Genomic DNA, 22,895 nt, shown 5'->3' with positions numbered 1-22,895 from the left:
GATAGATATTTCAGCATGCTAAGAAATAGAGCAGGCATTCCTCCATAGAGGAATGCCTGCACGCCCTAAAGTTTCAGTGATCTTGGAGAACACTCGCAGTAACTGGAGTATTCTCGTAAACAACTGAGTTTACTTTCTTCCCTATAACTGAGTCGTAAAATTTTGGAGGTAGGCCATACCCTGGTCGAACGCTACGTATTGCGTCAGCAGTAATAACTTCTCCGGGCAGCAGAGATTTCACAAAGTATAACGATCTTCTGAACTGCACATTTCCCGTTTCACTTGACTTGCGGCCGTAATTAACAGTACCGAGTGCCTCCCATGCGGTCTTGGTATCCCGGCACAGCTCTTGCAGCTCCCGCGGCTCCAAAGAGAAGCTGTCATCTGGCCCTCCCCCGTTTCGATCCAAGGTAAAATGTTTCTCGATTATCGAGGCACCCAGTGCCACACTAGCAATAGCAGTTGTATTATCAAGAGTGTGATCTGAGAGACCTGTTACCAAACCATACCGTTGAGACATGTCACTCAGAGTTCTAAGATTGTAATCGCCTGCAGGAGCCGGATATCCACTCACACAATGAAGAACTGCGAGTTCTTTACAGCCACCGTCTCGTGCTGCAGTAATGGCTTCTTCAATTTCAACTGCATCAGCCATACCCGTTGAAATTATCATGGGCTTACCGGTTCCCGCAGCGTACTTGATCAACTGCAGATCTACCGCTTCGAAAGAAGCAATTTTGTAGGCCGGGGCCCCCAAATCTTCAAGGAGGTCAACCGCTGTACTGTCAAATGGGGAGCTAAACATAGTGATCCCAAGCTCCCTTGCCAACTCAAATAACGGAGCATGCCACTCCCATGGCATGTGGGCTTCTTGATACAACTCATACAAAGTGCGACCATCCCAGAGCCCTCCACTTATTTGAAAATCTTTTGCATTGCTATTTAACGTAATTGTATCAGGTCGATACGTCTGCAATTTTATAGCATCAGCTCCCGCCCGCTTTGCCTCGGTGACAATTTTTAGCGCAGTATCTAGGCTACCATTATGGTTTGCAGACAATTCAGCGATAATATACGGTCGGTTTTCTACTGAAACTTCACGGCCAGCTATATTAATACTAGGGGTGCCTTTAAACATTTTTTTCCTCGCGCTTGATATTTTTCCATTCAGTAGTCAATAAGCCAAAGCACACCACCGAGCAATATGATTTACCATATCTGTATTGGTCTCGAAGGATACCCTCTTGCTTGAAACCAAGACGTCGATGAAACCTTATTGATCGCTCATTGAACGACAGGGCTTGGCCGCAAACCTTATGTAAATTTAGCTTGTCAAATCCATAGGCTAGAGCAGTTTCTCCGAGTTCTTTACCTGTTCCTTTTGGTGCGTCAGGTGCCGTATAAAATCCCCAATCCGCAACATCGCCGCCGTTTATTCTGTTAAAGCTGACAAACCCGAGCGGAGTATCACCTTGCTCAAAAATCAATAATCGTCGGCTTGTATTTTTCGAGCTACTGTCAAACCAACTCTTATGCTGGTCAAAATCTATCTTGTCTTGCGTGTACATATAACGCCTGACCTCTATATGGTTTCGCCACTCTAAAACCAAGTCGAGGTCAGCTTCATTCATAGTTCGAACTGCACTAACCATGACCGAAAAACTCTTCTTTCATTACCTGAGCAACGTTCTTAGCTCCGAGGCCGTTGGTAATTTTGGCTGCAGACCGAGACATTTCCATCAATATTTCACCGCGGGATACTTCATCCAATATTTTGGGAAAAAGAGCTCGGATATCCTCAACTTTTCCTACAACTCTTGCAGCCCCGGCCGCCTGTAATGCAGCGGCGCCGGGCTCTTGATTTTCCGCAAGGAGCACAATGATAGACGGAACTCCAAGGCATGCTCGCTCCCATGCAGTTCCTCCGGCAGCGCCGACAACCAAGTCGCTGCCTGCCATTCTCCGTCCCATATCATCAACATTGACCAGAACCTGGGTATCAAATGGCAGGTCTTTAACGAGGTACCGAACGTGATTCAACCATGGTGCGTGAGCTCCTAAAACTACCGTAACCTTACAGTCGGGTCCCAGCTTACACCCCTTCAATGCATGCAAGACTTCACCTGTGGCGTTGCCTCGATCGATACCACCCATCGTGATAAGAATGTTTTTCAAGCCTCCCTTTGATCGACGAGAGAGACTTGAAGTTCTTAAGAACGCAAATTCGGGACGTAGTAAAGCGAAATCGGGACCAATCAGATTTTTGCTACATTCCGGCACCAACTGCGAATAATCTGATGGGTCTCTTCCCAGATTTTGGTCTATCAGTAGATCGCAAATGTGGGGACGATCCGCAAGGTCGTCAATTACCATCAACAACCGGGTAAATGGCTTAACATTTAACTCCCAATTCCTATCGATTGCATAGTGATCTACTACTAGCCAATCCGGTTTAATATGCTCAATCACGCTGGCAGTCTGTTCCGCATCAATTTCCCAATTACAACCCAGCCACGATTTATAACTAAGAGCTACTTCTGCTTTTTCAATCGAACTGGCACCGCTGTCATTGCTGGGAAGAATTTTCAGTTGAAAACCTTTGGCAAGTATTAGGTCGCACAAGTTTCCTCGATGATTGCGACAAATAAAGTAACAAGTTGCCCCAAATTCACTGAGAGCTTCAGCAAGCGTCAAGCATCGCATTACATGCCCAGTGCCTATGAGAAAGGAGGCGTCGACCCGAAAAGCAACTTTCACTGGTTAACACCTGCCTGCGCCAGCTTAGCCTTAAGCATCCACTCTGCTCGCTCCCAGTCTTCTTGAGTATCAATATCCTGCACGCGATGACGAGGTAAAGGCACGGGGACAGATCCTTGTGAAAAAATCACTCGTTCATTCAGCCACGCATCGACTTTTCCCCAATAGAATTGGCCGGCATCATGGTACATATCTTCAAGATCTTGTGAACGAGTATCAAAGTGCTCCGGGTACGCCATTTTGACTCGACCATTATCCGCCAACCGTATAGCTCGCTGTACTGGAAACACATAGCTCGCTACAGAAAACGCATAATCTGCACCTGATGCTTTTAACAACGCCAACCCACGGCGAATATCTTCCGCGCAAACAAATGGTGCAGTCGCATAAATGCAGCATGCATAGTCCACGTCCAGTTGATTGGACTGCAACCAATGGATAGCGTGACGAATTACAGGGATCGTTCCAGTATAATCGTCGGACAAAACTGAAGGGCGCATAAATGGTACCGCGGCCCCGTACTGAATAGCGATCTCTGCAATTTCAGAGTCATCGGTTGAAACGATCACGTGGTCAAAGCAATCGCTCTCGATTGCCGCCTCAATTGACCAGGCAATCATTGGCTTTCCGCCAAAGCTCCGAATGTTTTTACGGGGAATCCGTTTGCTGCCCCCTCTAGCTGGGATTATTGCTGCATTCATGCATCAATTGCCTTTCTTAGGGCTGCTACAACTTCATCTTGCTGAGCTTCGGTCATAGTTTGGAACATCGGAAGGCTGATGGCCTCACTATAGTAACGCTCCGATTCTGGGTAAAGCCCAACCTTGAAGCCCATGCGTTGATAGAACGGCTGGGTATGTACAGGGATATAGTGTAGATTGACACCAATCCCCTGGGCCCTTAATGAGTCAAACACTTCACTGTGACTGGCCGTCAACTCATTCAGTTTCAGACGAATCACATATAAATGAAAGCCGGAATAACTATCAGGGTGTTGCCAAGGAGTAAGGACAGGCAGTCCATCCAGCAATTCGTTATAGCGAGCGGCCAACTCATGACGACGGCTTACAAATGCATCAAGTCGTCCAAGTTGGGATGCACCTAGCGCGGCTTGCATCTCCGTCATTCGGTAGTTAAATCCGAGATCAACCTGCTGGTAATACCAAGAACCATCAGGCTTATGAGTCATTAGTGCAGGGTCACGCGTAATTCCATGACTACGTAGTAATTGTAGTTTTTGGGCAATTTTAGGGTCATTAGTGACAGCCATGCCACCTTCGGCAGTAGTAATGATCTTTACCGGGTGGAAACTGAAAACAGTAATATCACTGTATTGCCCCCCACCGATATACTTACCTTGATATTTTCCGCCAATTGCATGAGAAGCATCTTCAATTACTTTGAAGTTAAACCTATGGCTTAACTTTCGGATAGCCTGCATGTCACATGGTTGACCACAAAGATGAACGACTACAACCACCTTGGGGAGCAAGCCTTGTGCTTCAGCATCAACTAATTTCTTCTCAAGCGCTACCGGGCAGAGGTTATACGATTTTGCATCTATATCGACAAAATCTACTTTGGCGCCGCAGTAGAGTGCACAATTTGCGGACGCAACAAACGTGACAGGGCTAGTCCAAAGGCGGTCTCCCACCTCCAACCCCAGTGCCAGGCACGCAATATGTAATGCTGATGTGGCGCTATTAACAGCGACTGCGTACTTGGCACCAACTTTACTCGCGACTGCCTCCTCAAAGCGGGGCACCATCGGCCCCTGCGTCAAGAAATCTGAAGTGAGAACGCTAACTACCGCATCAATATCTTCTTGCGAAATATCCTGGCGACCGTAAGGAATCACTTAAATACTCCCAATCTTATCTTTATTGGTGTCAATCCAAGCACCAAGCTCGCTCTCATTCATCCAGTCACTGTTATTGTCACTGGCATAAATAAAACCTTCTGGCACTTTAGTACCATCCTTAATCCGGTTTGCACACTTGTCCCAATCGTGGATGGCCGGTAATATCTTGAAGTGCTCTGGATACTCATAGGTATAGAAGGAGTCTTCAGCACCAATCATTTGCTCGTGCAATTTTTCTCCAGGGCGAATTCCAATAATCTCTTGCTCTGCGTCAGGTGCTATTGTTTTAGCCACATCAGTAACCTTCATAGAAGGAATTTTTTTGACATATATTTCGCCACCTTCCATATCATTAAAAGCATGCCATACGAGCTCTACACCTTGCTCCAGTGAGATCATGAAGCGAGTCATTCTCGGGTCAGTTATTGGTAATTTACCTTCTCCACGAATTGACATAAAGAAAGGAATCACGGAACCACGAGACCCCATTACATTCCCGTAGCGAACAACTGAAAAGCGCGTATTGTGAGCGCCAGCGTAAGAGTTGCCCGCCACAAAAAGCTTGTCGGACGTCAACTTAGTCGCACCATATAGATTCACCGGGCTACTTGCCTTGTCCGTAGATAGTGCAACCACTTTCTTCACACCCTTATCTATACAGGCATCAATCAGGTTCATTGCGCCATGAACATTGGTCTTCACACACTCAAAAGGGTTGTACTCGGCTGTTGGCACAATTTTAGTTGCTGCGGCATGCACGACGTAATCAACCCCATCAAGCGCACGATAAACGCGCTCACGGTCTCTTACGTCTCCAATGAAGAAACGAACACGAGGATCGTCCTTGAATTTTTTTGCCATTTCCCATTGTTTCATTTCGTCTCGAGAGAAGATAATGACTCGGCTTGGGTTATATTTCTCCAACAGCATTGGAATGAAAGTGTGCCCAAACGAACCAGTGCCACCAGTAACGAGAATAGAAGAATTATCAAACACTATTTTTACTCCATATGATTATGTAAATAATTAATGTAAAGAGTGGATACCTGCGCCAAGAATCTCATCCATAGCGCTACCCATATCAAGCGCGACAGCACCTTTGCTTTTGGCGGTATCCATGAAAATTTTTCCGGCCACTCCTGCTCCCACAAGAACCAAGTCACCAGCTACTGCCAAGCCTGAAATGGCATCACAAATATTCTGAAACAGAAAAGGTAATGGCTGTTCGAAGCTAGTGTACCTATCATTTTTCAAAGTTTTATTATGTGTAGGGATAGAAATGAGCCGGGTGTCAATGGTTTCACCCAGGATATTCTTAAGGTTATTCGGTTCGCCACTGGACACAATGATCACCTTCCCAGCCAATTGAGCAATTTTCCGAAGTACCTGCATGTTATTAAAAACAGCCAGATTAGCTTTATCATCTGTATAAATTGCAGATCCTCGGTCAAGCATACGAATTCCCTCGAGAACAGAAAGAAGCCCGCGCCCCTGAACACTATTCTTCAATGTAACAGACTTGTCAGAGTGATCCCTCAAAAAACGGTACACACTTGGAATCCCCAAAACATCAGCGTTTTGAATCGCCGCCTTAGCATTATTAGAAATTTTTTCTCGCAGATCCGCCGGAATTTCCTGCCCCCACCAGTGTCTCTCACGATTCAGTGCATCATCTTCAGAGAAATGCTCACTATAATCCCGAAATAAGTATCCTTCACCATCACTTAATCTTATGAAAGAAAAACCCTCACGAGACACCAACTTTGACTCGACCATTGCCACAAAGCGCTGAAACTGGTCAGAGTTCCTCTTTACATCCAACAGTACAACTCGATCTCGTAATTGATCGTAGACATTTATTACAGCCAATTTATACTCAGCTGATATGGCCGGGAGGTATTCGATAAATTTGCGCTCGACCTCTTGATAGTCGGAGAATTCAAATTCACCCCTCACCTTGAGGAGACATTGCACAGAAATCTTCAACCTTTCTAGTGGAGTCAAATCTGCTTTTCGGTAATCAAAATACTTTAGCAACGTATGGCCTTGATCCTGATCAGCTTGGGCAAAACGCAAAAAAGCTATACGTCGATTGATACTGGCATTTTCCACCCTAAAATGCCTTGTACGATTTAAAAAACCAATTAACGTAAAATTATTTGAATGCCTAAGAATAATGTCGAAGATTTTTGCTTCAACCCACTTTTCAGCGCCTTCACCACCAGAGTAATTACATGCAAACTCTATCAGTAATGCAATATTTTCATGCGAGGGGGGATATCCCGTCCACTCGATTCTTTTAGCGATCAACCAGAAGTCCAATATAGACTGACAAACCGTCAAATCAGCTGAATTGAAAAGCTTACTTAATAAAGGACTGCGCGAGTCAAAGTAACTATTTAACCGCTTAATTATCCACAGGTCACCATAGCGAGCAGCTCGCCCAGCCCTCATAAAATTTGTAAATGTCTGATTAAAACAAAACAAATCTCTATAAAAACTAAACTCTTTTGAAATAGCGTGATCCCATTCTCTGGAAAGCCCGGAGGCCACGAACAATTTTCTGAAGAACAATGATTCGCGTCGCTTTTCGATCAAATTACGGTCAGTATCCAAGTTCGGCAGGTACTCACCAAGCACAGCCCCCCAAGCCTTCCCATCTTTATCGTCAGACCAGAACTTTCCACTTGTATCAATATCCGCTAAAGAGCTAGTTAGTCCCCGCCGCACAAAACCGTAGTAATCATCAACAATAGAATCCAGTTTGAAATACTGGTAAACCAAGTTCCCCCTTGCTAATAACTCAACCACTACTGATGAATTACCACATATAGCAATATGAGGGTACTCCGGGACCTCCTTCAGAACCCCGACATTCAACTTATCGAAAACTTCAAAGGCACTAAAGGATGGGTGTGGTTTTACCCTCACATCAGAGGGAACACCACCTAGTCGAAGCCTTCGTACAAGCTCTCCAAGCTCACCTACAACAAAACTACTGCTAGGATAAATAACTATTGCCGGGTCAACTTTCTCCCGCAGAAGCTGGCGAGAATGCAATATTCGTCCCAAAGTGAGATCTTTGTCGATTCTACTGAGGTATATAGATTCCCCGGTCAATGGAGCTATTTTCTCATAGACGTTACGTGAGGCCTGGTTGCGCAAAATTGAAAAGTCAAAATCGTTCCGCGGAAAGATTTCCGTCACTTCTGCATGCTGGATGTAGAGCGTGGTTACCCCAAAGTATTTGGCTACAACGGAGAACGCGACAGGCATCGGCGAATGATCATTAGCGACAACAAATACTTTTGCTTTCGACGTCACCAATGTAGCAATTGCACACAGGAATGTAAGACTATAATTCAATACCTGATGCAATATTGACTTAGATATATACCCTCTCAATGACAAAAAGCGCGCCGCAACTGAAAGTATTACGTTTCTCGCCTCTTCAATTCTCTTGAAAGTAACTATTAGTGGTTCTACAACTTTCTCACAGTCCCGCACATTCACTAGCTTTTCGGAATAGCCATTCCGTTCAAGCAGCTTTGAAAAAAAATCAAATTCCTTGCGATTATTGACGGTGGCACCGTAAGCCAAGATATTGGCAGACGAATCTATCCCATAAACGGGCACTTGATACTTCGAGATTTTTTCACAAAGTAGCTTATGAGCGTCCTCCCAAAATATCTTTCCGTGAGTCGCTTCGATCTTTTGATATAACTCTTTCTGCAGCCTCGCACCCAAAATTAAATCATAGTCACCAGCACCATCAACGACAGCCGCAATCTTCACCAGCCCGGACTCAAAATAATAACTTAGATCTCTAACCACGGAATACGCCACGAACTATAAATTTTTTACGAACCATACATGTATGTTTCAGGACAAGGATTTTCGTGCGGACCTAGTAACAGACCGCAGCGGGGCTGAAATCTTCCAGATAATACTATTCCTAGGGTTCACAACGCTTACGAGGTTTCGCCTCAACCATTGATGAAATCGCCGCCCCTCTCTTTTGGCGAACTTCCCTACAAGAGGGTTTTGTTTGCGACTATATGAAGCTAGCTTTTTATACATATTATCTAGGTCTGATTCTGCAGTGTGTAATTGAGCCAACAGAATTTGATTTTCCTTCTGAATAGCTTTCAATAATGAGTCGTTTTGCTCTTCCGCATAGGTCATTGACTCCAGTTCACTAACTAGGTAATTAACATCGAGCTCTGAATCAAAGAGCCCATCAGCCGGTCCTGAAAAGTAACTACAGAGACTTTCATACAACCCTACTGCCTTCGAATTTCTCGATATCACTGCTTCAGCGAGCAGATCGTAAAAGTCTGGTTTTTGGCGACCGACAGCTTGGGTTGACCTGCCCCTAGCATCGACTACTCTATTGACATCCGGTAGGAGAGTGCCTAGATTTTCTGCCGAGTTATCGACATCCACGAATAATGCTTGGTTTGCATTAATCTTACGAAACTGAATCTGGCGCTCAGTTTCGTTACACCACATATCCAATGCACCAAATGGGTCATTCCTTTTTCGAAGGCTTTCCGCAATCACCTTTATCGGATGGCGCTGTACCAACAGATAAAACTCTCCCTCGGAAGCCGTATCGTTAAGAGCTCTAGTTAATTGACCTTCTTCAGCCTCAGTTATGCTTAGGCCAAGAGTTCCTATAACCCGAGAAATCGTACTCGTGGGTATACCTGAAACGCTATTCAATATTAGTTTCATTGGTCGCCGCTCTTCGATTTTGCCCACTGCTATTTAAACCCCATAAAAGCTAAATTAAGTACCGGATTAAAATCGACACTTGCCATTTACTCAACTCAACCAGCCTAGTTTTGACCTGCATGTCTCATAGAAGTTGTGATCAATCGGGTGTATCAAAGTGAGCCTATGCGGCTTTTTATGTATACGAATCACATCGCCCGGTTCGGTGATCACCTGGTCGTGCCCGTCACAGGTTACATAGGAGTGGGTAGAATTATGTTCACCGATAATGATCTTAAATTCACTACTTCCCTCTACCACGATCGGCCTACTGCTAAGAGTATGCGGGTTTAAAGGGACCACCACGATTGCATCGAGCTTAGGATGCATAATCGGCCCACCGCCGGACAGTGCATACGCGGTGGACCCCGTGGGCGTGGAGACGATCAACCCATCTGAGCGCTGCGTGTATACAAACTGCCCATCAATAAACAGATCAAACTCAATCATGCGGATATACTCACCCGGGTGAATCACCACATCATTGAGAGAGGATCCTTTACCTATTGGTTTACCATCACGGGTGACGGACATATCCAGCAAGAAGCGGCTCTCAGCCATATATTTGCCGGAGAGCACTTCCCCTACCTTTTGTTCAATTTCATCTGGGGTGATATCGGTCAGAAAGCCCAATCGGCCGCGATTGATCCCCAGTAGAGGCACACTGAATTTGGCCAAAGCGCGTGCAGCAGCGAGCAAACTGCCATCCCCCCCCACAACGATAACCAGATCACAGAGTTCACCGAGTTTATCTTTACTTGAAACTCTGGCTTTGTGACCGACAACATCATTGGCTGTATTCTTTTCGAGCACGACGGAATAGCCCCCTCTCTCAAGAAACGCCATCAGGCGTTTGAGTGAGATGACTGCGCTATCACTTTCGGTTCGGCCGATAAGACCGATATTCTGAAATTCCGACACCGCTCCCCCAAGGTGCCCGAATCTGGGCCAATGCAGTTTTTTGAGTTTTGCGCTTCAACCAGAAACTGTTCAATTTCTGATCTATCAGCGGGTAATATGACAGGTGATTATGCCTGAGGGAAAAGAGCGAGTCGAACCTGATTCGGGGTTGTGTGCGCCTGCCTGGTCACAAGCCAATCTGCATATTATTTGTACAAAAACCTAGTATTTTGATCACTTTACGACCAATCCGCGTGCCCCCTGCGCCCCTCCGGTATGTATGAACAGGACTCGGCGCTGGCGCGTATTACATTTTTTTGAGGTGAGATTAACGCGGCTTTTTTTGATTGCAGAAACTACCTTCCCCGTATACACATGGTCGAACCTGACGCCACTGCAGTCCTCTATTTCGCAGATATCGAGGCGTAGTAATTCGGAGGTTTTGCCATAACCCCCATGATGTTCACCTGTAATTATTCGAGAATCATTAGATGGGAGCCCGCGCCCCCAGAAACCCGCCGTGTTCCTGATACTCGCCTCTGCCCCTAGAACCGCTACCCCAATACATGGTATTGACGCACCAAGACTTGCACTCAATGCACCCAGTGTCAGCCCGGTGCCACAGGCCAGCCAGCACTCATCCATGGGTACTGGGCAAGTTTCCCGGATCACCTGCCCCCAAATCTCAACCCCTCGGGCCCCTTGCTCATTCGCCCCGCCCTCCGGCACGTACCAATACCGCTCGCCGGATAGCCCCAACTGCGCCCAAAACCCTTCTTCCGCTCTCTTCCTATATACAGCGCGAGACACAAACCGTAATTCCATTCCAAACCGCTCGGCGTCCTGCAACATGGCACTCAGCGCGGGGGGGCGTTCACCGCGTATGATGCCGATAGTTTTGAACCCAAACCGCTGTCCGGCAGCGGCGGTGGCGTGGATGTGGTTCGACCAGGCACCGCCGCAGGTGACAATCGTATCCTTGCCCTGCGCACGGGCCTCCAGCAGATTGAATATCAGCTTGTAGGCTTTGTTGCCAGAAATAATGGGATCGATGAGGTCGTCGCGGCGGATCCAGAGATCGATACCGGGAAACAGTTCGGACTCAATTTGCTGATAGGGCACGTTTCTGGCGGCCTCCGTAAAGGCTTCCAGGCTCAACTCGGTCAGGTAGCGGATCATGCGGGCTGCGGGATCTGGCCGGATGCCTCGAACAGATCTCGAGAAAAATTGCGGGACTGAACGCCGCTGCCGGTCTTGACCAGGAAGGCCACGCCCTCGCTCGAAGACTCAGCGGTAACTTCCGCTTCCATGGTGGGTGGGCGACGCAATAGTGCCTGAGGGTCAAATAACGCTATATTGATCCCCTCGACACCGGCTGTCGGCAGCTCCGCAACGCCCGCAGAAAGAGCACGGGCAGACGGCGTTTCAAAACCCTGAATCCCAACCTCTCGTGCCTGTGTTCCCAGCAGCTGGCAGAAACGGTACTCCGCAGCGTGGGTTAGCTGTGGCCAGTAGTCCTGCCATTCTGTCGATTGCAGGCGAACCCCGGGATCAGCGCAGTATTTGGCAGAAAAAACCTGGTGGAAGCTGGTTACAGGATTCGGCGGGGGATGCGCCATGTCGCTAATAAATAACAACCGGTAATAAGCAGTCTCGGCGAGTACCGTGTCGATGGTTTTACTGCCGTAAAAGATACCGCTCTCGGCGACGCCACCAAACCTTGATCCCCAGGGAAGCGGCGGGTAGCGAAACGGCGTCGCCAGCAGATAGTGCAGATCTTCGCTCCCCGGTAGCCTGGCAGGTTTGCTCTGTTCGAGGAGGTTTTCCAGAACCTCCTGCTTCTGCAGGCTATCGACGAGACCCCGGGTGGCGACTTCTTCCTGAGATTCAATAATTCTGTACAGCCGCCCGAGCAGCCGGATGGCCGAGTTTCGGATCTTGTCCCGAAGGTCGATCACACCTTACCCCGCATTGCGTCCAGGTAGGTGACGATGCGTACGAGACCATCGATACGGTGAGCTATTTCTTTGGGTACGCCGTTTAATGCGCGGTTGGCAGTGGCGAACCAGGTCTTGGCGCCCTCTTCTCCCCCCATCAGCACGAACGCGGAGCGATAGGCCCGAACCAGCAACAGGGCGAGCTGCCCTTCGGCACTCTGGGGGGCCAGGCCACTGCGGCGGCGCAACGTGCGATCATCCAGGTGGATGATTTCACTGAGCTCTTTCTTTTTCAGGCCCAGGTGGCTGGCAGTATTGAGAGTTGCCTCTAGGAGGACCTGATCTTCGGTGGCTTGCGGGGTATGGGCTGGGTTGGCCATTTTGCCTCCGGGCTGTAATTAGAGGACATTTGACCTAAATATATTCGACAAATGGACAAATTGCAAAGGTGGTGAAACCTAGGAGTACAGTATGTGCCACATCGGGACGGGACTGACTCAGGCCTATCGGCCTTCGCCCTGCGGGCGCCTTCGGCGCCCTACATCGCTTTGCGATTTGGTCGAACGGTGGCTCGAGTCCGACGGTCCGCCATATACGCAAAAGGCCCTGCTCTTTCGAACAGGGCCTTTTGCGTATATGGCGGACCGGACGGGACTCGAACCCGCGACCTCCGGCGTGACAGGCCGGCATTCTAACCAACTGAACTACCGGTCCGCGGTAGTGCTTCCTTTAAGGAAGTGGTGGGTGGTACAGGGGTCGAACCTGTGACCTACGCCTTGTAAGGGCGCCGCTCTACCAACTGAGCTAACCACCCTTTCGGGTAACTGTCTTTCGAGCTAAAAGCGATCAAGTTTTCCGATTTCGCTCTGGGCTTGTCCCCCGAGAGCGAGGCGCATCTTACCGGACTGTGATTTAGTGTCAACAAAAAAGACGCCAAAAAATTAAAAAACTTTTCAGCGCCTATTTATTAACCTAAGTCATTGATTTTTAGAACTAATCTTCCAAAGGTACGGCCTCCGCAGACACCGGGGTCGGCACGATTTCTTCTTCCACCTCAGGCTCCCCTGCAATCTGCTCTGGCGCCAAGCGATAGTCCGAATTCACCGGCTGCCCGGCAATGATGACAGGTCCACCCTGCTGGAATAGCGGGCCTTTTGGACGCCCAATATCGGGCTCGTTGTAATTACACACACCATCCGGGAAGATCCGCCGCATCTCATCAATACGGGAAACAACGTCATCCGTGGCTGCGCCATAGGTATCTTTGGCGATTGCGCGCTCCAGGGGCTGCAAAGCGCACTTGAACACATCGCCGGTTATGGGTGCGCCGGCCATCTGACGGGGGGTGCTGTAAATGGGATACCGCTGCATACATGCACCATCGGGCTTGTGATTCCATGCGCCGTCCCAGACACCTGGACCAGCAGCCAGCACGTTTCCGTTTTTGTCGAAACAGCGATCGGTCGCCTCTACCGGCTTGTTACCGGCTACGCCGCGTTCGGGGTTTTCCGCGATTTTCTGAATCCAATGGTCGATGATATCGAGGGCCTCATCGACCGGGTTGTATTTTTTATGACTCATCCAGATCAGCTGATTCTCCGCATGCCCCCGCGCCCGACGGATACGCTCGCGGCTTGAGAAGGACGCGAGGCTGTGGTGCATATCCAGTTCACCTTCCAGATAGTGCCGCAGGTCGACGATAGGTATCTCGACATCCCCCAGGAATACGTGCCCCGACCGGTAGATACCTTCGATTGCTTCAATATCCGCCACACTTCTGGGGGCCGGGTTATCCAGCCCACCCAGATTCATGTTGTGCTCGCTCCACACGGACAGCTCTACCGGGAAGACATCACCGTTCATAAACCAGAGCTTTTCACCACCCTGCTCTGTGGGCTCTTTCCAGCCGCCAATGGTCGCGTTGAGGCGCAGGAATTCGTCGATATCAATTTTTCCCTGCTTCAGCGCATTCAATCCGTACTGGACCCCCTGATTGTCCCAGGCACTGTTGGCGTAACCATCCTGCCCCGCACCGTAGAAATCACGCAGGTCCTCCCAGTGCGTCCAGTGTGTCTGTTTCGCCACTGCATCCGCATAACTCGCACTGAAATGTATAAAATTCGGGTTGTTCACCAGTGGAACCAGACCTCGCCACCCCTGAACGCATTCAGAAGCGCCGTTGGCTGTCCCCTTGTAACGGCCATCAAACAACCCGACGGCGTTTTCCAGAATCTTAAAGCGATGATCGAAATCTGTTTTGGTCGCGAGACCAATAATGGCCTCCCGTTCGGAGACCTCCCTCCAGCGCTCGTCACCGGCGGCCACCACATCGAAATAATATTCAAGAGGCTCACAGTCAAACACGTATATGGTCTGGCTCACCATGTCTGGATAGGAATACAGCGGTAACGCTGCATCCAGTACACCCGGTGCGTTCTGCGCGATCAGGTATTGCTGAATGGCACCACCGGACCCACCGATGCCCACCGTGTACAGAGGCTCTTCATAGAGTGCGGAAAACTGCTTCTTCAAACGCCGTGCAGTGTCTTCGGCCAACCATATGTTGTAGTGGTTACTGGTCTGGTTCGCGGTGGAATAGACGATGGCGTACCCTCGCGCAAGCTGATCTTCCCGCCGCTCGACGATGTGATTACGACCGATATTTCCCTGGCGGCGACCCACGCCGACACCACCGCGAAACTGGTAAATTAACCGCTTGTTCCAGTTGCTGGTATTGGGATTGTCAGCGGTTTCGCCGTCGCCTCTCAAGGCAGCGATCGCGTAGAAAAACCGGTTGATGGTGCCGGTTTCAAGTCGCACCACAAAATCCGTGGTGCGACCGTTAACGGTCACCTGATCTATATCGTTGTTCGCATCCTCAAGCGGGTGAAACTGCCCGTCTACTGAACTGCGATAGAAATAGGAAACTGCGGTCCCGTGACTGCAGTCGCGACTGTAACCGATCACTTCATCGGTCTGCTCCCCATTCTCATCAAGGGCAAATACCGGAATACCTTCGCCATTGTGGTTATCCACCAATGGCTGATTATTGGTGACTTTGTTTTCTCCACACAGAAACGGATAGGTGGAAGGCCCCGAGAACAGGGTTTCGACTGGCCCACTCTCGCCAATCGCAATAGGGAATGGAAAATATTCGGCCGGGCGACCACTTTTCCTCGGGTGATCACCTAGGTAGGCCGGCTGAGGCGCATGATCCAGCGCCCCTTTGGGCACGCCAACCACCGGTGCTTTTGGTACACCCGGCAGCCGTGGGAGGTTTTCATAAACAAACCAGGTACCCAGCCCCAGCAGAATAAACAGCGTGGCAACAATACTGGTCACCACGCGCCGGACTCCAAATCGCGCAGTCAAATTCCTTGCGCTCCAAGCCATATGCGCCTCCGTACGCCGTGTATTCCTGTGCACCGAAGAGACGAAGCCTTTCGTCATCAAAAACCGCGGGCACAGCAACAGTATATGTGGCGCCGGGAAAAGCGTTGGCCGGTTGGCGGGCGAGTTTACTCGAAGAAAATTCGGCAGGAATTGCCGTTTGAAATTTAGACAGAAAGAATGGAGAAATCAAAGAACGTTGATGTCGAAAGGTCTATTTGCGGGAGCACTTTTTCCTGAAATAGCACGTGACTGACTCGCCATGAGAATTTTTCGTGCCACTCTGCAGGAGCCTGGTAACAGACTCCTGCAGCAACCCATCAGGATCAGACAATGATGCCGCGATCCTGCAGGGATTTGATCACCGCCTCAACCTCTTCTTCCAGGGTCATTTTGTCGGTGCGCAGATGCAGTTCCGGTGATTCTGGCGCTTCGTAGGGGTCGTCGATGCCGGTGAAGCCGCGGATCTCGCCAGCGCGGGCTTTCTTGTACAGGCCTTTCGGGTCACGTTCTTCAGCGGCTTCCAAGGAGCAGTCGACAAACACTTCCATAAACGGCAGGTCACCCTCTTTGTGGACCTTGCGTACCATGGCGCGATCATCGGCGTAGGGGCTGATAAAGCTGCTCAGAACCACGACGCCAGTGTCGGCGAACAGTTTGGAGATCTCGCCTACACGACGGATGTTTTCCTGACGGTCTTCCGCGGAGAAGCCCAGGTTGGAGTTGATACCGAGACGGATATTGTCGCCATCGAGACGGTAAGTCAGTACGCCACGGGCAGTCAGCGCTTTCTCTAAAGCAACCGCAACGGTGCTTTTACCGGATCCGGACAGGCCAGTGAACCACAGGGTCACACCTTTATGACCCAGCATTGCAGCACGGTCACCACGGGTAACTTCCCCATCGTGCCAATGAACATTGGTTGCCTTACGCTCGACTACTTCCGTCACTCTCTTCCCCTAAGTACAGTTGAACTTGCGAATAATTGCTCCGACGCCAAGTACTCAACAGCATTTGGGACGGAAATCTAAAACTGGCGCGCATTATCCTAGATCGCCCCAGTGCAGGTAAAGGCAACCCATAGAACAATAAAGTGCTAAAACCAAAAAACCCGGCATAAAGCCGGGTTTGCGGGACCATCAGGTCATATATGGGGTGGCCGACGGGGATCGAACCCGCGACCTCAGGAGCCACAATCCTGTGCTCTACCAACTGAGCTACGGCCACCATTGAGCGGTGTTTAACGTTGTACACTGTGGCTGCACAACGGCGATGTTTCCACCGCGCTCCCAACCTGGCACAAAGCCCGGCAGGGTAAAAATCGCCGCTTGCAAAGCACCGCTTTGGGCGATTTTTACGCCCATCAGCTGTGCTGATGGGCCGGAATAGTCCTGCGTCTTTTAGCTCGCTGCGGACCATCACTAGTCTGCCAAGCTCGCAGCCACTATCAGAGATATGGCACGCCCGGCAGGACTCGAACCTGCGACCATCCGCTTAGAAGGCGGATGCTCTATCCAGCTGAGCTACGGGCGCAAGAAAACCCGGTAAATTGGTCGGGGCAGAGGGATTCGAACCCCCGACATCCTGCTCCCAAAGCAGGCGCGCTACCAGACTGCGCTATGCCCCGATTTCTTTCCCGAGGGTGTCCCCCCGTTCGAGAGCGCGCATATTACTTGCGGCTCCCTAGGGTGTCAACGGCGCTAAGCCATTCTTTTTTAAAGTAGTTTAGCCTTTCGCCAATGTGGTGATCTTATGAGTGACCGAATAGGGAAAATGTTCGCCGCTTGTGCGAAAATGCCGCGCCTAAATTAAGCTTTAGCAGGCTGACGGACTTAGGCGCTCGTCGCGAGGGAAAGTCCGGTTCGGCAGCCTGCTCGCTCTAACTATTCATGAGCGCGTCCACATTCCCGCGGCTGCGCTCCCTGTTCAGGTTGAGAATACTCTATGTCTGCACTGGTTCTGGACGGCAAGGCCCTTGCCCAGAAAACAGAAGAAGAACTTTCTGCCCGCGTGGCGGCGATGAAGGAAAAAAGCGGCGGTCAGACGCCGATCCTGGCCACCATCCTGGTGGGTGATGATCCCGCATCCGCCACCTACGTAAAGATGAAGGGCAACGCCTGCCGCCGTATCGGTATGGATTCCCTGCAGGTAGAGCTCCCCTCCTCGACCACCACCGAGCAGTTGCTGGCGAAGATTGAAGAGCTGAACGCCAACCCGAACGTACACGGTATCCTGCTGCAACACCCGGTGCCCGAGCAGATCGACGAGCGCGCCTGCTTCGATGCCATCGCTCTGGAAAAAGACGTCGATGGCGTCACCTGCCTGGGCTTCGGTCGTATGGCGATGGGTGAAGAGGCCTACGGCTGTGCCACCCCGAAAGGTATCATGCGCCTGCTGGAAGCCTACAACATCGCACTGGAAGGCAAGCACGCGGTTGTTGTCGGCCGCAGTCCGATCCTGGGCAAGCCCATGGCGGCCATGCTGCTGAATGCCAATGCCACCGTGACCATTTGCCACTCCCGCACCCAAAACCTGGCCGAGCATATCCGCCGCGCCGATATCGTGGTGGGTGCCGTGGGCCGCCCGGAGTTTATCAAGGCGGACTGGATTAAAGATGGCGCCGTGGTTGTGGATGCCGGCTACCACCCCGGTGGCGTGGGTGATATCGAGCTGGGCCCGCTGGCAGAGCGCGTGTCTGCCTATACCCCGGTTCCCGGCGGTGTCGGCCCCATGACCATCAACACCCTGATTTATCAGTCTGTCGATTCCGGTGAGAAAAAGCTTGGCTAAATCCTCTTCATCTTCGCCATCATCGGCATCCATCATGCGGCTCGATAAAGCCGTCAGCCAGGTAACGGATCTGTCCCGGGCAGACGTCAAACGGGCCGCGCGCCAGGAACGGATTACCGTCAATGGCGTGGCGGTGACCGACCCTTCCGTCAAAGTCAGTGACGCAGACGAAGTGTGCCTGGACGGCGAAGTACTGGGTGCGGCCGGTCCGCGCTACTTTATGCTGAACAAACCCTTGGGTTATGTGTGTGCCACCAAAGATGGCGAACACCCCATCGTGCTGGACCTGCTGGATGAGCCCAACCTGCAAAAACTGCATATTGCAGGGCGCCTGGATATCGATACCACCGGTCTGGTACTGATCACCGACGACGGCCAGTGGTCCCATCGCATTGCCTCGCCCCGCCATCAGTGCGCCAAAACCTACTACGCGCACCTGGCGGAACCCATTGCCGACGATGCGGTAGAGAAATTCGAAAAAGGGGTCTGGCTCAACCATGAGAAGACCCGCACCAAGCCCGCCAGGCTCGAAATTCTCTACCGCAACGAAGTCCGCATCACCATCACCGAAGGACGCTACCACCAGGTGAAGCGTATGTTTGCCGCACTCGGCAACAAAGTGCTGGAGCTGCACCGGGAGAGCATCGGCGAAATCCAGCTCGATGAGTTGCTGTCGGAAGGGGACTACCGTCCGCTGACCCCGGAAGAAATCGCCAGTATTGGTTGATTGCCTGTTACCAACCACCCCGGAAACTGAGTATGTCTACCCTGCTCGCCCAGCTGTTGCGCGATAGTGACGCAAGCACCCTGTGGATCGCAGACGAAAATGCGAAGCCCCTGCTTACCCAAGACTTTTCATTTGCCGGGACAATGCTCAGTAACCGCTGGGATCTGGTACAGGCGGCGCAGCTATGTGGCGTCACGGCGGTGTTTTCGGACTTTGAACTGACCCATGCGGGCAATCACTTTTCGCAGATTCTATATCCGGTTTCCAAAGAAAAGGCAGCCGTCCACTACGTGATCAACTCTGCACCGAAGGTTCTTCAGGAAAACGGTGAACTGTTACTGCTCGGCAGCAAGAACAGCGGTATCAAGACTTACGCACAAAAAACAGCGCAGTATCTGGGCACGCCCAAGCGTCTGCAAAAGCACGGTGCGGAGTATCTGAGCCGATCAAGGCTTGCCGTCGGCGCACCCCTCGGTGCACCACTGGACGATAGTGACTACCGCTCCCTCCGCCCCGTGATGGCACTGGGCGATCTCTACTCCAAGCCCGGACAATTTGGCTGGAACAAGATCGACGTAGGCAGCGCACTTCTGGCCGCGCATTTTGCCGACCATTTGGGCCCATCTCCTTTTACCGCGGTAGATCTGGGCTGCGGCTACGGCTATCTCAGCTGCCAGCTGGCAAAAATCGCCACTCAGGCCCGAATCCTCGCGACAGACAATAATGCCGCCGCACTGATTGCCTGTGAGAAAAATTTCATGGAAAGCAATATCCCGGGAGAGGTCGTACCCGGTGATGCCGGATCACAGATAGCCAGTGCGTCCGCCGACCTGGTTCTGTGCAATCCCCCCTTCCATCAGGGCTTCCAGGTCGAGGGTGATCTTACCGGCCACTTTCTGAGCCAGGCGGCTCGGATACTGCGCCCACGGGGTACGGCCTTATTTGTAGTGAATGAGTTCATCCCGCTCGGGAAGAAAGCCGAAACGCTTTTCGGAAAGGTGGAAGAGTTGGAAAAAGCGCGAGGATTCTGCCTCTATCGTCTGACCCGCTAAACGACGGTCAGGCAAGCACACAAGTGTTCAATGCTCACCGCTCAATAGTCCCTTAGATTAAACAGATTCACCGAGAGGGTGTGCTCTTCGAGTTGCTCCAGTTCCAGTAGCCGCTCCAGCGCATGCTTCGCGCTCGGCGTATCTGCCACCAGCAGTAGGTCCCGGTATTGATCGGCCAGGTACATTTCAATATCCATCGCGACTTGGCCAATGGCGTCCACATCGGAAATATCCGTATTGCGCAGCCGCTGGAGTAATTCTGGCTCCCGCCCCTCGGGTGCAAACTGTACCCAGGTGTGCAACGCCCCTTCGCCCACATCATCCCGGAAGTTTTCCAGGGTATGGGTCATGGACACTTCCCGCCGTTTTAACTGATCGAGCAACAGGCTGGCGCGCGCATTGGCAGCGAGCAACTCAAACTCTTCGTACTGGCGGCTCAGTTTTAGGTGGAACTCCCTCCCCTCCTGGATCACATCTTCCAAGGTCTTGTACCGCATCAACTGGTCCTGGGAAAATAACTGACTAAAACCAGTATAGACTCAGGGATCATTAACCCGCCAATCTAAATACCCGTTCGGCAGGACCCTAACGAAGCGCGCGCAGGCGAGAATCCAGTTTACGGCTGGGATTGCCGGGGTTGATCGCAGGTGGTGCCTGCTGCAGAAGCTCGGCACGGATCAGTGGACGACGACTGAACACACCGATGCAATTCTCGTAAACCGGGTGCTCCAGAGTCCATGCGCCTTTTTCCTGTGCGAGTTGTGCACGCAGCTGCGGCCGACGCCACCCGCTATCAAGCAGCTCGCGACGACTGCCGAAGTTGCCGACCAGAACCCCATCAGGGGTGAGAAGCTCCAGGAGCTGTCCGCACCAATCTGGATCTGCAGGAATTGCCCGCTGGGCCACACCGTCCGTATGGTCGAACAGATCATCGACCACCAGGTCAAACCTTTCAGCCGAAGTGCCCTGGCACTCCGAAATGTATTGCCGGGCATCGGCGCAAATCAGCTCGGTACCCGCGACCCCGAAAAAACGTTTGGCAACCTTGAGATGTACCGGGTCAATATCGACACCGACAATGGTGTGCGGGAAGGCATAGGTCTGCAGCAGTCGAATCAGAGCGCCACCACCCACGCCAAGCAACAGCACACGCTTGATCTGTTGTGGGCGACGAAAGAACACGGGCAGCAACAGCAGCTCCCACAATGACCCCTTCAAGGGATCCCGCGGGTTCCACTGAGAATGAAACACACCATTACTGTACAGGCGCACCGACGCTCCGTGGGTTCGCACTTCATAGCGGTTGCCACCGCGGCGCTGCTGCCAGATGACTGCCATCCCCGGGTGCCCGTTTTAGTTGCCTGGCAAGTCCGAGTGCTCCAGCAGGGTTGTCGCGAACTGCTCGATACCGGCGAGATCCTGCTCGGTAAAGCGGGCGATCTGCGGGCTATCGATATCCAGCACTCCGATACAGCGATCACCGTTGTACAGGGGCACCACGATTTCCGACGCCGAGACCGCATCGCAAGCGATGTGCCCGGGGAACGCATGGACATCCTCCACCAGTTGCGACTGCCCGGTTTTCACCGCGGTGCCGCAAACACCCGCGCCGACCGCAATACGCGTACACGCGGGTTTGCCCTGAAAGGGCCCCAGGCGCAATTCATCACCGTGCAGAAAATAAAACCCGGCCCAGTTGATGTCGGACAATTCCAGCCACAACAAGGCACTGGCGTTGGCGGTATTGGCCAGCCAGTCCCGCTCGCCGGTCAACAGACCGGTCAATTGGCTGGAGAGAGATTGGTAAAAGGGTGTAACCGTCATAGCGACCTCAGACAATGGCAACCAGCTACCCGTAACGGGCGGCCAGAAAGTGAAAAGCCCGCAGCAAGCGGGCTCAGGGCGATTGTAAGGGCTGGAGTGCAGGGAATAAAGCTTGCCCTCCAGATCACTGACCTGGAATTTACTGGTAGGGATCCGCTATCGGTGTATCGGCTTCAGATTGCACCTCATAGGCCTCAGCATCCACCGTTGGTCTCGCCCACTCACTGTCGTCACTCTCCGACTTATTTGCCCGAATCGCCGGACCGGTGGTGGTAACATCCCCCGCAACCAGGCCACGCGAGCGCGTGCCGGAGGGCGGCTGGCTGGTCGGCGCACTGGGTTCAGCAGGTGCGTTTTTGAGCACGCGACTGGCAATGGTGTTCAGATTCGGGCGGCGACGATCCGCCAGTTTGACGGCTTCCAGCTCTGCATTCAGACGATTAATCTCCGCCTGCATATCCCCCAGCTTGGCCTGCAGATCAGTAATCTGCGAGAGTACACCTTTGACTTTGCGACTTTCTTGCTCATACAGCACCGCAGCGCCCCCAAAGGCGACCACGAAGACCAATAAAATCGAAAACTGACGCATTCAAGCCTCCCCTGCTTTTGCGTGACTACTGCATATAATCTGGCAAATATTAACGGAACCGGGGATATATTCCGTGAACTGGCGTGTAAAACGCAAGTTCAATCTATGACCAGTAAGGCTGCTCCCTTCCTTATCGCATCGGACGTGATCCGGTATCCAAGAATAGCCGTCATACCCGGCTTGATCCGGCATTCGAGAATAACCGTCATACCCAGCTTGATCTGGTATCCAAAAATAGCCGTCGTACCGGACTTGATCCGGTATCCGAGAATAACCGTCATACCGGACTTGA

At 51.4% G+C, this 22,895-nt stretch carries 22 protein-coding genes and 5 tRNA genes; 3 read left to right on the top strand and 24 right to left on the bottom strand.

Going from position 1 to position 22,895, the window contains the following annotated elements; genetic code table 11:
* Positions 1-73: 73 nt before the first annotated feature.
* The 19 genes from pseI to LRR79_RS10400 all read right to left on the bottom strand — a co-directional run bounded on the left by pseI (position 74) and on the right by LRR79_RS10400 (position 17,248).
* Positions 74-1,138 carry a pseudaminic acid synthase gene (gene pseI, locus LRR79_RS10490; RefSeq protein WP_231757162.1) on the bottom strand — a complete coding sequence of 355 codons (1,065 nt, stop codon included), beginning with the start codon at positions 1,136-1,138 and terminating at the stop codon, positions 74-76.
* Positions 1,131-1,631, bottom strand: coding sequence for a UDP-4-amino-4,6-dideoxy-N-acetyl-beta-L-altrosamine N-acetyltransferase (pseH, locus tag LRR79_RS10485; protein WP_231757161.1), 501 nt, complete (start codon positions 1,629-1,631; stop codon positions 1,131-1,133). The genes pseI and pseH overlap by 8 nt, the downstream gene beginning before the upstream one ends.
* A 13-nt stretch (positions 1,632-1,644) precedes the next feature.
* Entirely contained in the window at positions 1,645-2,757 is a 1,113-nt protein-coding gene (gene pseG, locus LRR79_RS10480; RefSeq protein ID WP_231757160.1) for a UDP-2,4-diacetamido-2,4,6-trideoxy-beta-L-altropyranose hydrolase, read from the bottom strand.
* On the bottom strand, positions 2,754-3,458 hold the full coding sequence (pseF, locus tag LRR79_RS10475; RefSeq protein WP_231757159.1) for a pseudaminic acid cytidylyltransferase: 705 nt from the start codon (positions 3,456-3,458) through the stop codon (positions 2,754-2,756). The genes pseG and pseF overlap by 4 nt, the downstream gene beginning before the upstream one ends.
* Complete coding sequence (gene pseC / locus LRR79_RS10470) at positions 3,455-4,615, bottom strand: UDP-4-amino-4,6-dideoxy-N-acetyl-beta-L-altrosamine transaminase (RefSeq protein ID WP_231757158.1); 1,161 nt, start codon at positions 4,613-4,615, stop codon at positions 3,455-3,457. The genes pseF and pseC overlap by 4 nt, the downstream gene beginning before the upstream one ends.
* Complete coding sequence (gene pseB / locus LRR79_RS10465) at positions 4,616-5,614, bottom strand: UDP-N-acetylglucosamine 4,6-dehydratase (inverting) (RefSeq protein WP_231757157.1); 999 nt, start codon at positions 5,612-5,614, stop codon at positions 4,616-4,618.
* A gap of 30 nt (positions 5,615-5,644) precedes the next feature.
* A complete protein-coding gene (locus LRR79_RS10460; RefSeq protein WP_231757156.1) occupies positions 5,645-8,452 on the bottom strand; it encodes a hypothetical protein in 2,808 nt (935 codons plus the stop codon).
* A 48-nt stretch (positions 8,453-8,500) separates the two neighbouring features.
* Positions 8,501-9,355 carry a GAS domain-containing protein gene (locus LRR79_RS10455; protein WP_231757155.1) on the bottom strand — a complete coding sequence of 285 codons (855 nt, stop codon included), beginning with the start codon at positions 9,353-9,355 and terminating at the stop codon, positions 8,501-8,503.
* Positions 9,356-9,445: 90 nt separating this feature from the next.
* On the bottom strand, positions 9,446-10,315 hold the full coding sequence (locus LRR79_RS10450; protein ID WP_231757154.1) for an NAD(+) kinase: 870 nt from the start codon (positions 10,313-10,315) through the stop codon (positions 9,446-9,448).
* Between the two features lie 213 nt (positions 10,316-10,528).
* Positions 10,529-11,473 (bottom strand): 1-aminocyclopropane-1-carboxylate deaminase/D-cysteine desulfhydrase, encoded by a 945-nt coding sequence (locus tag LRR79_RS10445; RefSeq protein ID WP_231757153.1) that lies wholly within the window; start codon positions 11,471-11,473, stop codon positions 10,529-10,531.
* Positions 11,470-12,252 (bottom strand): RES family NAD+ phosphorylase, encoded by a 783-nt coding sequence (locus tag LRR79_RS10440; protein WP_231757152.1) that lies wholly within the window; start codon positions 12,250-12,252, stop codon positions 11,470-11,472. Before LRR79_RS10440 ends, LRR79_RS10445 begins: the two co-directional genes overlap by 4 nt.
* A complete protein-coding gene (locus LRR79_RS10435; RefSeq protein ID WP_231757151.1) occupies positions 12,249-12,611 on the bottom strand; it encodes an MbcA/ParS/Xre antitoxin family protein in 363 nt (120 codons plus the stop codon). Before LRR79_RS10435 ends, LRR79_RS10440 begins: the two co-directional genes overlap by 4 nt.
* 257 nt (positions 12,612-12,868) lie before the next feature.
* Positions 12,869-12,945 (bottom strand) — tRNA-Asp (locus tag LRR79_RS10430).
* Between the two features lie 24 nt (positions 12,946-12,969).
* Positions 12,970-13,045, bottom strand: a tRNA-Val gene (locus LRR79_RS10425).
* Between the two features lie 179 nt (positions 13,046-13,224).
* The gene (locus tag LRR79_RS10420; RefSeq protein ID WP_231757150.1) at positions 13,225-15,576 is read right to left on the bottom strand and encodes a DUF6351 family protein; all 2,352 of its coding nucleotides are present in this window, start codon (positions 15,574-15,576) and stop codon (positions 13,225-13,227) included.
* Between the two features lie 371 nt (positions 15,577-15,947).
* Positions 15,948-16,571 (bottom strand): adenylyl-sulfate kinase, encoded by a 624-nt coding sequence (gene cysC / locus LRR79_RS10415; RefSeq protein WP_231757149.1) that lies wholly within the window; start codon positions 16,569-16,571, stop codon positions 15,948-15,950.
* 201 nt (positions 16,572-16,772) lie between these two features.
* Positions 16,773-16,848, bottom strand: a tRNA-His gene (locus LRR79_RS10410).
* Between the two features lie 229 nt (positions 16,849-17,077).
* A tRNA-Arg gene (locus tag LRR79_RS10405) sits at positions 17,078-17,154 on the bottom strand.
* 17 nt (positions 17,155-17,171) lie between these two features.
* Positions 17,172-17,248 (bottom strand) — tRNA-Pro (locus tag LRR79_RS10400).
* A 317-nt stretch (positions 17,249-17,565) separates the two neighbouring features.
* On the opposite strand from LRR79_RS10400, the gene folD reads away from it, so the two are divergent.
* The 3 genes from folD to LRR79_RS10385 are packed head-to-tail and all read left to right on the top strand — an operon-like array spanning position 17,566 to position 20,190.
* Positions 17,566-18,411 carry a bifunctional methylenetetrahydrofolate dehydrogenase/methenyltetrahydrofolate cyclohydrolase FolD gene (folD, locus tag LRR79_RS10395; protein WP_231757148.1) on the top strand — a complete coding sequence of 282 codons (846 nt, stop codon included), beginning with the start codon at positions 17,566-17,568 and terminating at the stop codon, positions 18,409-18,411.
* Between the two features lie 34 nt (positions 18,412-18,445).
* On the top strand, positions 18,446-19,138 hold the full coding sequence (gene rsuA, locus LRR79_RS10390; protein WP_231757147.1) for a 16S rRNA pseudouridine(516) synthase RsuA: 693 nt from the start codon (positions 18,446-18,448) through the stop codon (positions 19,136-19,138).
* Between the two features lie 32 nt (positions 19,139-19,170).
* A complete protein-coding gene (locus LRR79_RS10385) occupies positions 19,171-20,190 on the top strand; it encodes a class I SAM-dependent methyltransferase (RefSeq protein WP_231757146.1) in 1,020 nt (339 codons plus the stop codon).
* A 41-nt stretch (positions 20,191-20,231) separates the two neighbouring features.
* Here the strand turns inward: LRR79_RS10385 and LRR79_RS10380 are convergent, their stop codons facing one another.
* The 5 genes from LRR79_RS10380 to LRR79_RS10360 all read right to left on the bottom strand — a co-directional run bounded on the left by LRR79_RS10380 (position 20,232) and on the right by LRR79_RS10360 (position 22,884).
* Positions 20,232-20,687 (bottom strand): hypothetical protein, encoded by a 456-nt coding sequence (locus tag LRR79_RS10380; protein WP_231757145.1) that lies wholly within the window; start codon positions 20,685-20,687, stop codon positions 20,232-20,234.
* Positions 20,688-20,775: 88 nt separating this feature from the next.
* A complete protein-coding gene (locus LRR79_RS10375; RefSeq protein ID WP_231757144.1) occupies positions 20,776-21,528 on the bottom strand; it encodes a methyltransferase domain-containing protein in 753 nt (250 codons plus the stop codon).
* 15 nt (positions 21,529-21,543) lie between these two features.
* Positions 21,544-22,014: a GAF domain-containing protein gene (locus LRR79_RS10370; protein ID WP_231757143.1), complete on the bottom strand. Its 471-nt coding sequence runs from the start codon at positions 22,012-22,014 to the stop codon at positions 21,544-21,546.
* Positions 22,015-22,153: 139 nt separating this feature from the next.
* A complete protein-coding gene (locus tag LRR79_RS10365; RefSeq protein WP_231757142.1) occupies positions 22,154-22,603 on the bottom strand; it encodes a hypothetical protein in 450 nt (149 codons plus the stop codon).
* Between the two features lie 98 nt (positions 22,604-22,701).
* Positions 22,702-22,884, bottom strand: coding sequence for a hypothetical protein (locus tag LRR79_RS10360; RefSeq protein ID WP_231757141.1), 183 nt, complete (start codon positions 22,882-22,884; stop codon positions 22,702-22,704).
* Positions 22,885-22,895: the final 11 nt, after the last annotated feature.

The organism is Microbulbifer elongatus (assembly GCF_021165935.1).
Lineage (GTDB): Bacteria > Pseudomonadota > Gammaproteobacteria > Pseudomonadales > Cellvibrionaceae > Microbulbifer > Microbulbifer elongatus.
Note: the sequence above shows the minus strand (reverse complement) of the source record. Positions and strands in the feature narration are given on the sequence as shown.

Excerpts from the sequence above, each read along its gene's own strand:
- pseI (WP_231757162.1), bottom strand. The coding sequence starts at position 1,138 with ATGTTTAAAGGCACCCCTAGTATTAATATAGCTGGCCGTGAAGTTTCA.
- pseH (WP_231757161.1), bottom strand. The coding sequence starts at position 1,631 with ATGAATGAAGCTGACCTCGACTTGGTTTTAGAGTGGCGAAACCATATA.
- pseF (WP_231757159.1), bottom strand. The coding sequence starts at position 3,458 with ATGAATGCAGCAATAATCCCAGCTAGAGGGGGCAGCAAACGGATTCCC.
- LRR79_RS10455 (WP_231757155.1), bottom strand. The coding sequence starts at position 9,355 with ATGAAACTAATATTGAATAGCGTTTCAGGTATACCCACGAGTACGATT.
- LRR79_RS10445 (WP_231757153.1), bottom strand. The coding sequence starts at position 11,473 with ATGATCCGCTACCTGACCGAGTTGAGCCTGGAAGCCTTTACGGAGGCC.
- LRR79_RS10435 (WP_231757151.1), bottom strand. The coding sequence starts at position 12,611 with ATGGCCAACCCAGCCCATACCCCGCAAGCCACCGAAGATCAGGTCCTC.
- folD (WP_231757148.1), top strand. The coding sequence starts at position 17,566 with ATGTCTGCACTGGTTCTGGACGGCAAGGCCCTTGCCCAGAAAACAGAA.
- rsuA (WP_231757147.1), top strand. The coding sequence starts at position 18,446 with ATGCGGCTCGATAAAGCCGTCAGCCAGGTAACGGATCTGTCCCGGGCA.
- LRR79_RS10385 (WP_231757146.1), top strand. The coding sequence starts at position 19,171 with ATGTCTACCCTGCTCGCCCAGCTGTTGCGCGATAGTGACGCAAGCACC.
- LRR79_RS10380 (WP_231757145.1), bottom strand. The coding sequence starts at position 20,687 with ATGCGGTACAAGACCTTGGAAGATGTGATCCAGGAGGGGAGGGAGTTC.
- LRR79_RS10375 (WP_231757144.1), bottom strand. The coding sequence starts at position 21,528 with ATGGCAGTCATCTGGCAGCAGCGCCGCGGTGGCAACCGCTATGAAGTG.
- LRR79_RS10370 (WP_231757143.1), bottom strand. The coding sequence starts at position 22,014 with ATGACGGTTACACCCTTTTACCAATCTCTCTCCAGCCAATTGACCGGT.
- LRR79_RS10365 (WP_231757142.1), bottom strand. The coding sequence starts at position 22,603 with ATGCGTCAGTTTTCGATTTTATTGGTCTTCGTGGTCGCCTTTGGGGGC.
- LRR79_RS10360 (WP_231757141.1), bottom strand. The coding sequence starts at position 22,884 with ATGACGGTTATTCTCGGATACCGGATCAAGTCCGGTACGACGGCTATT.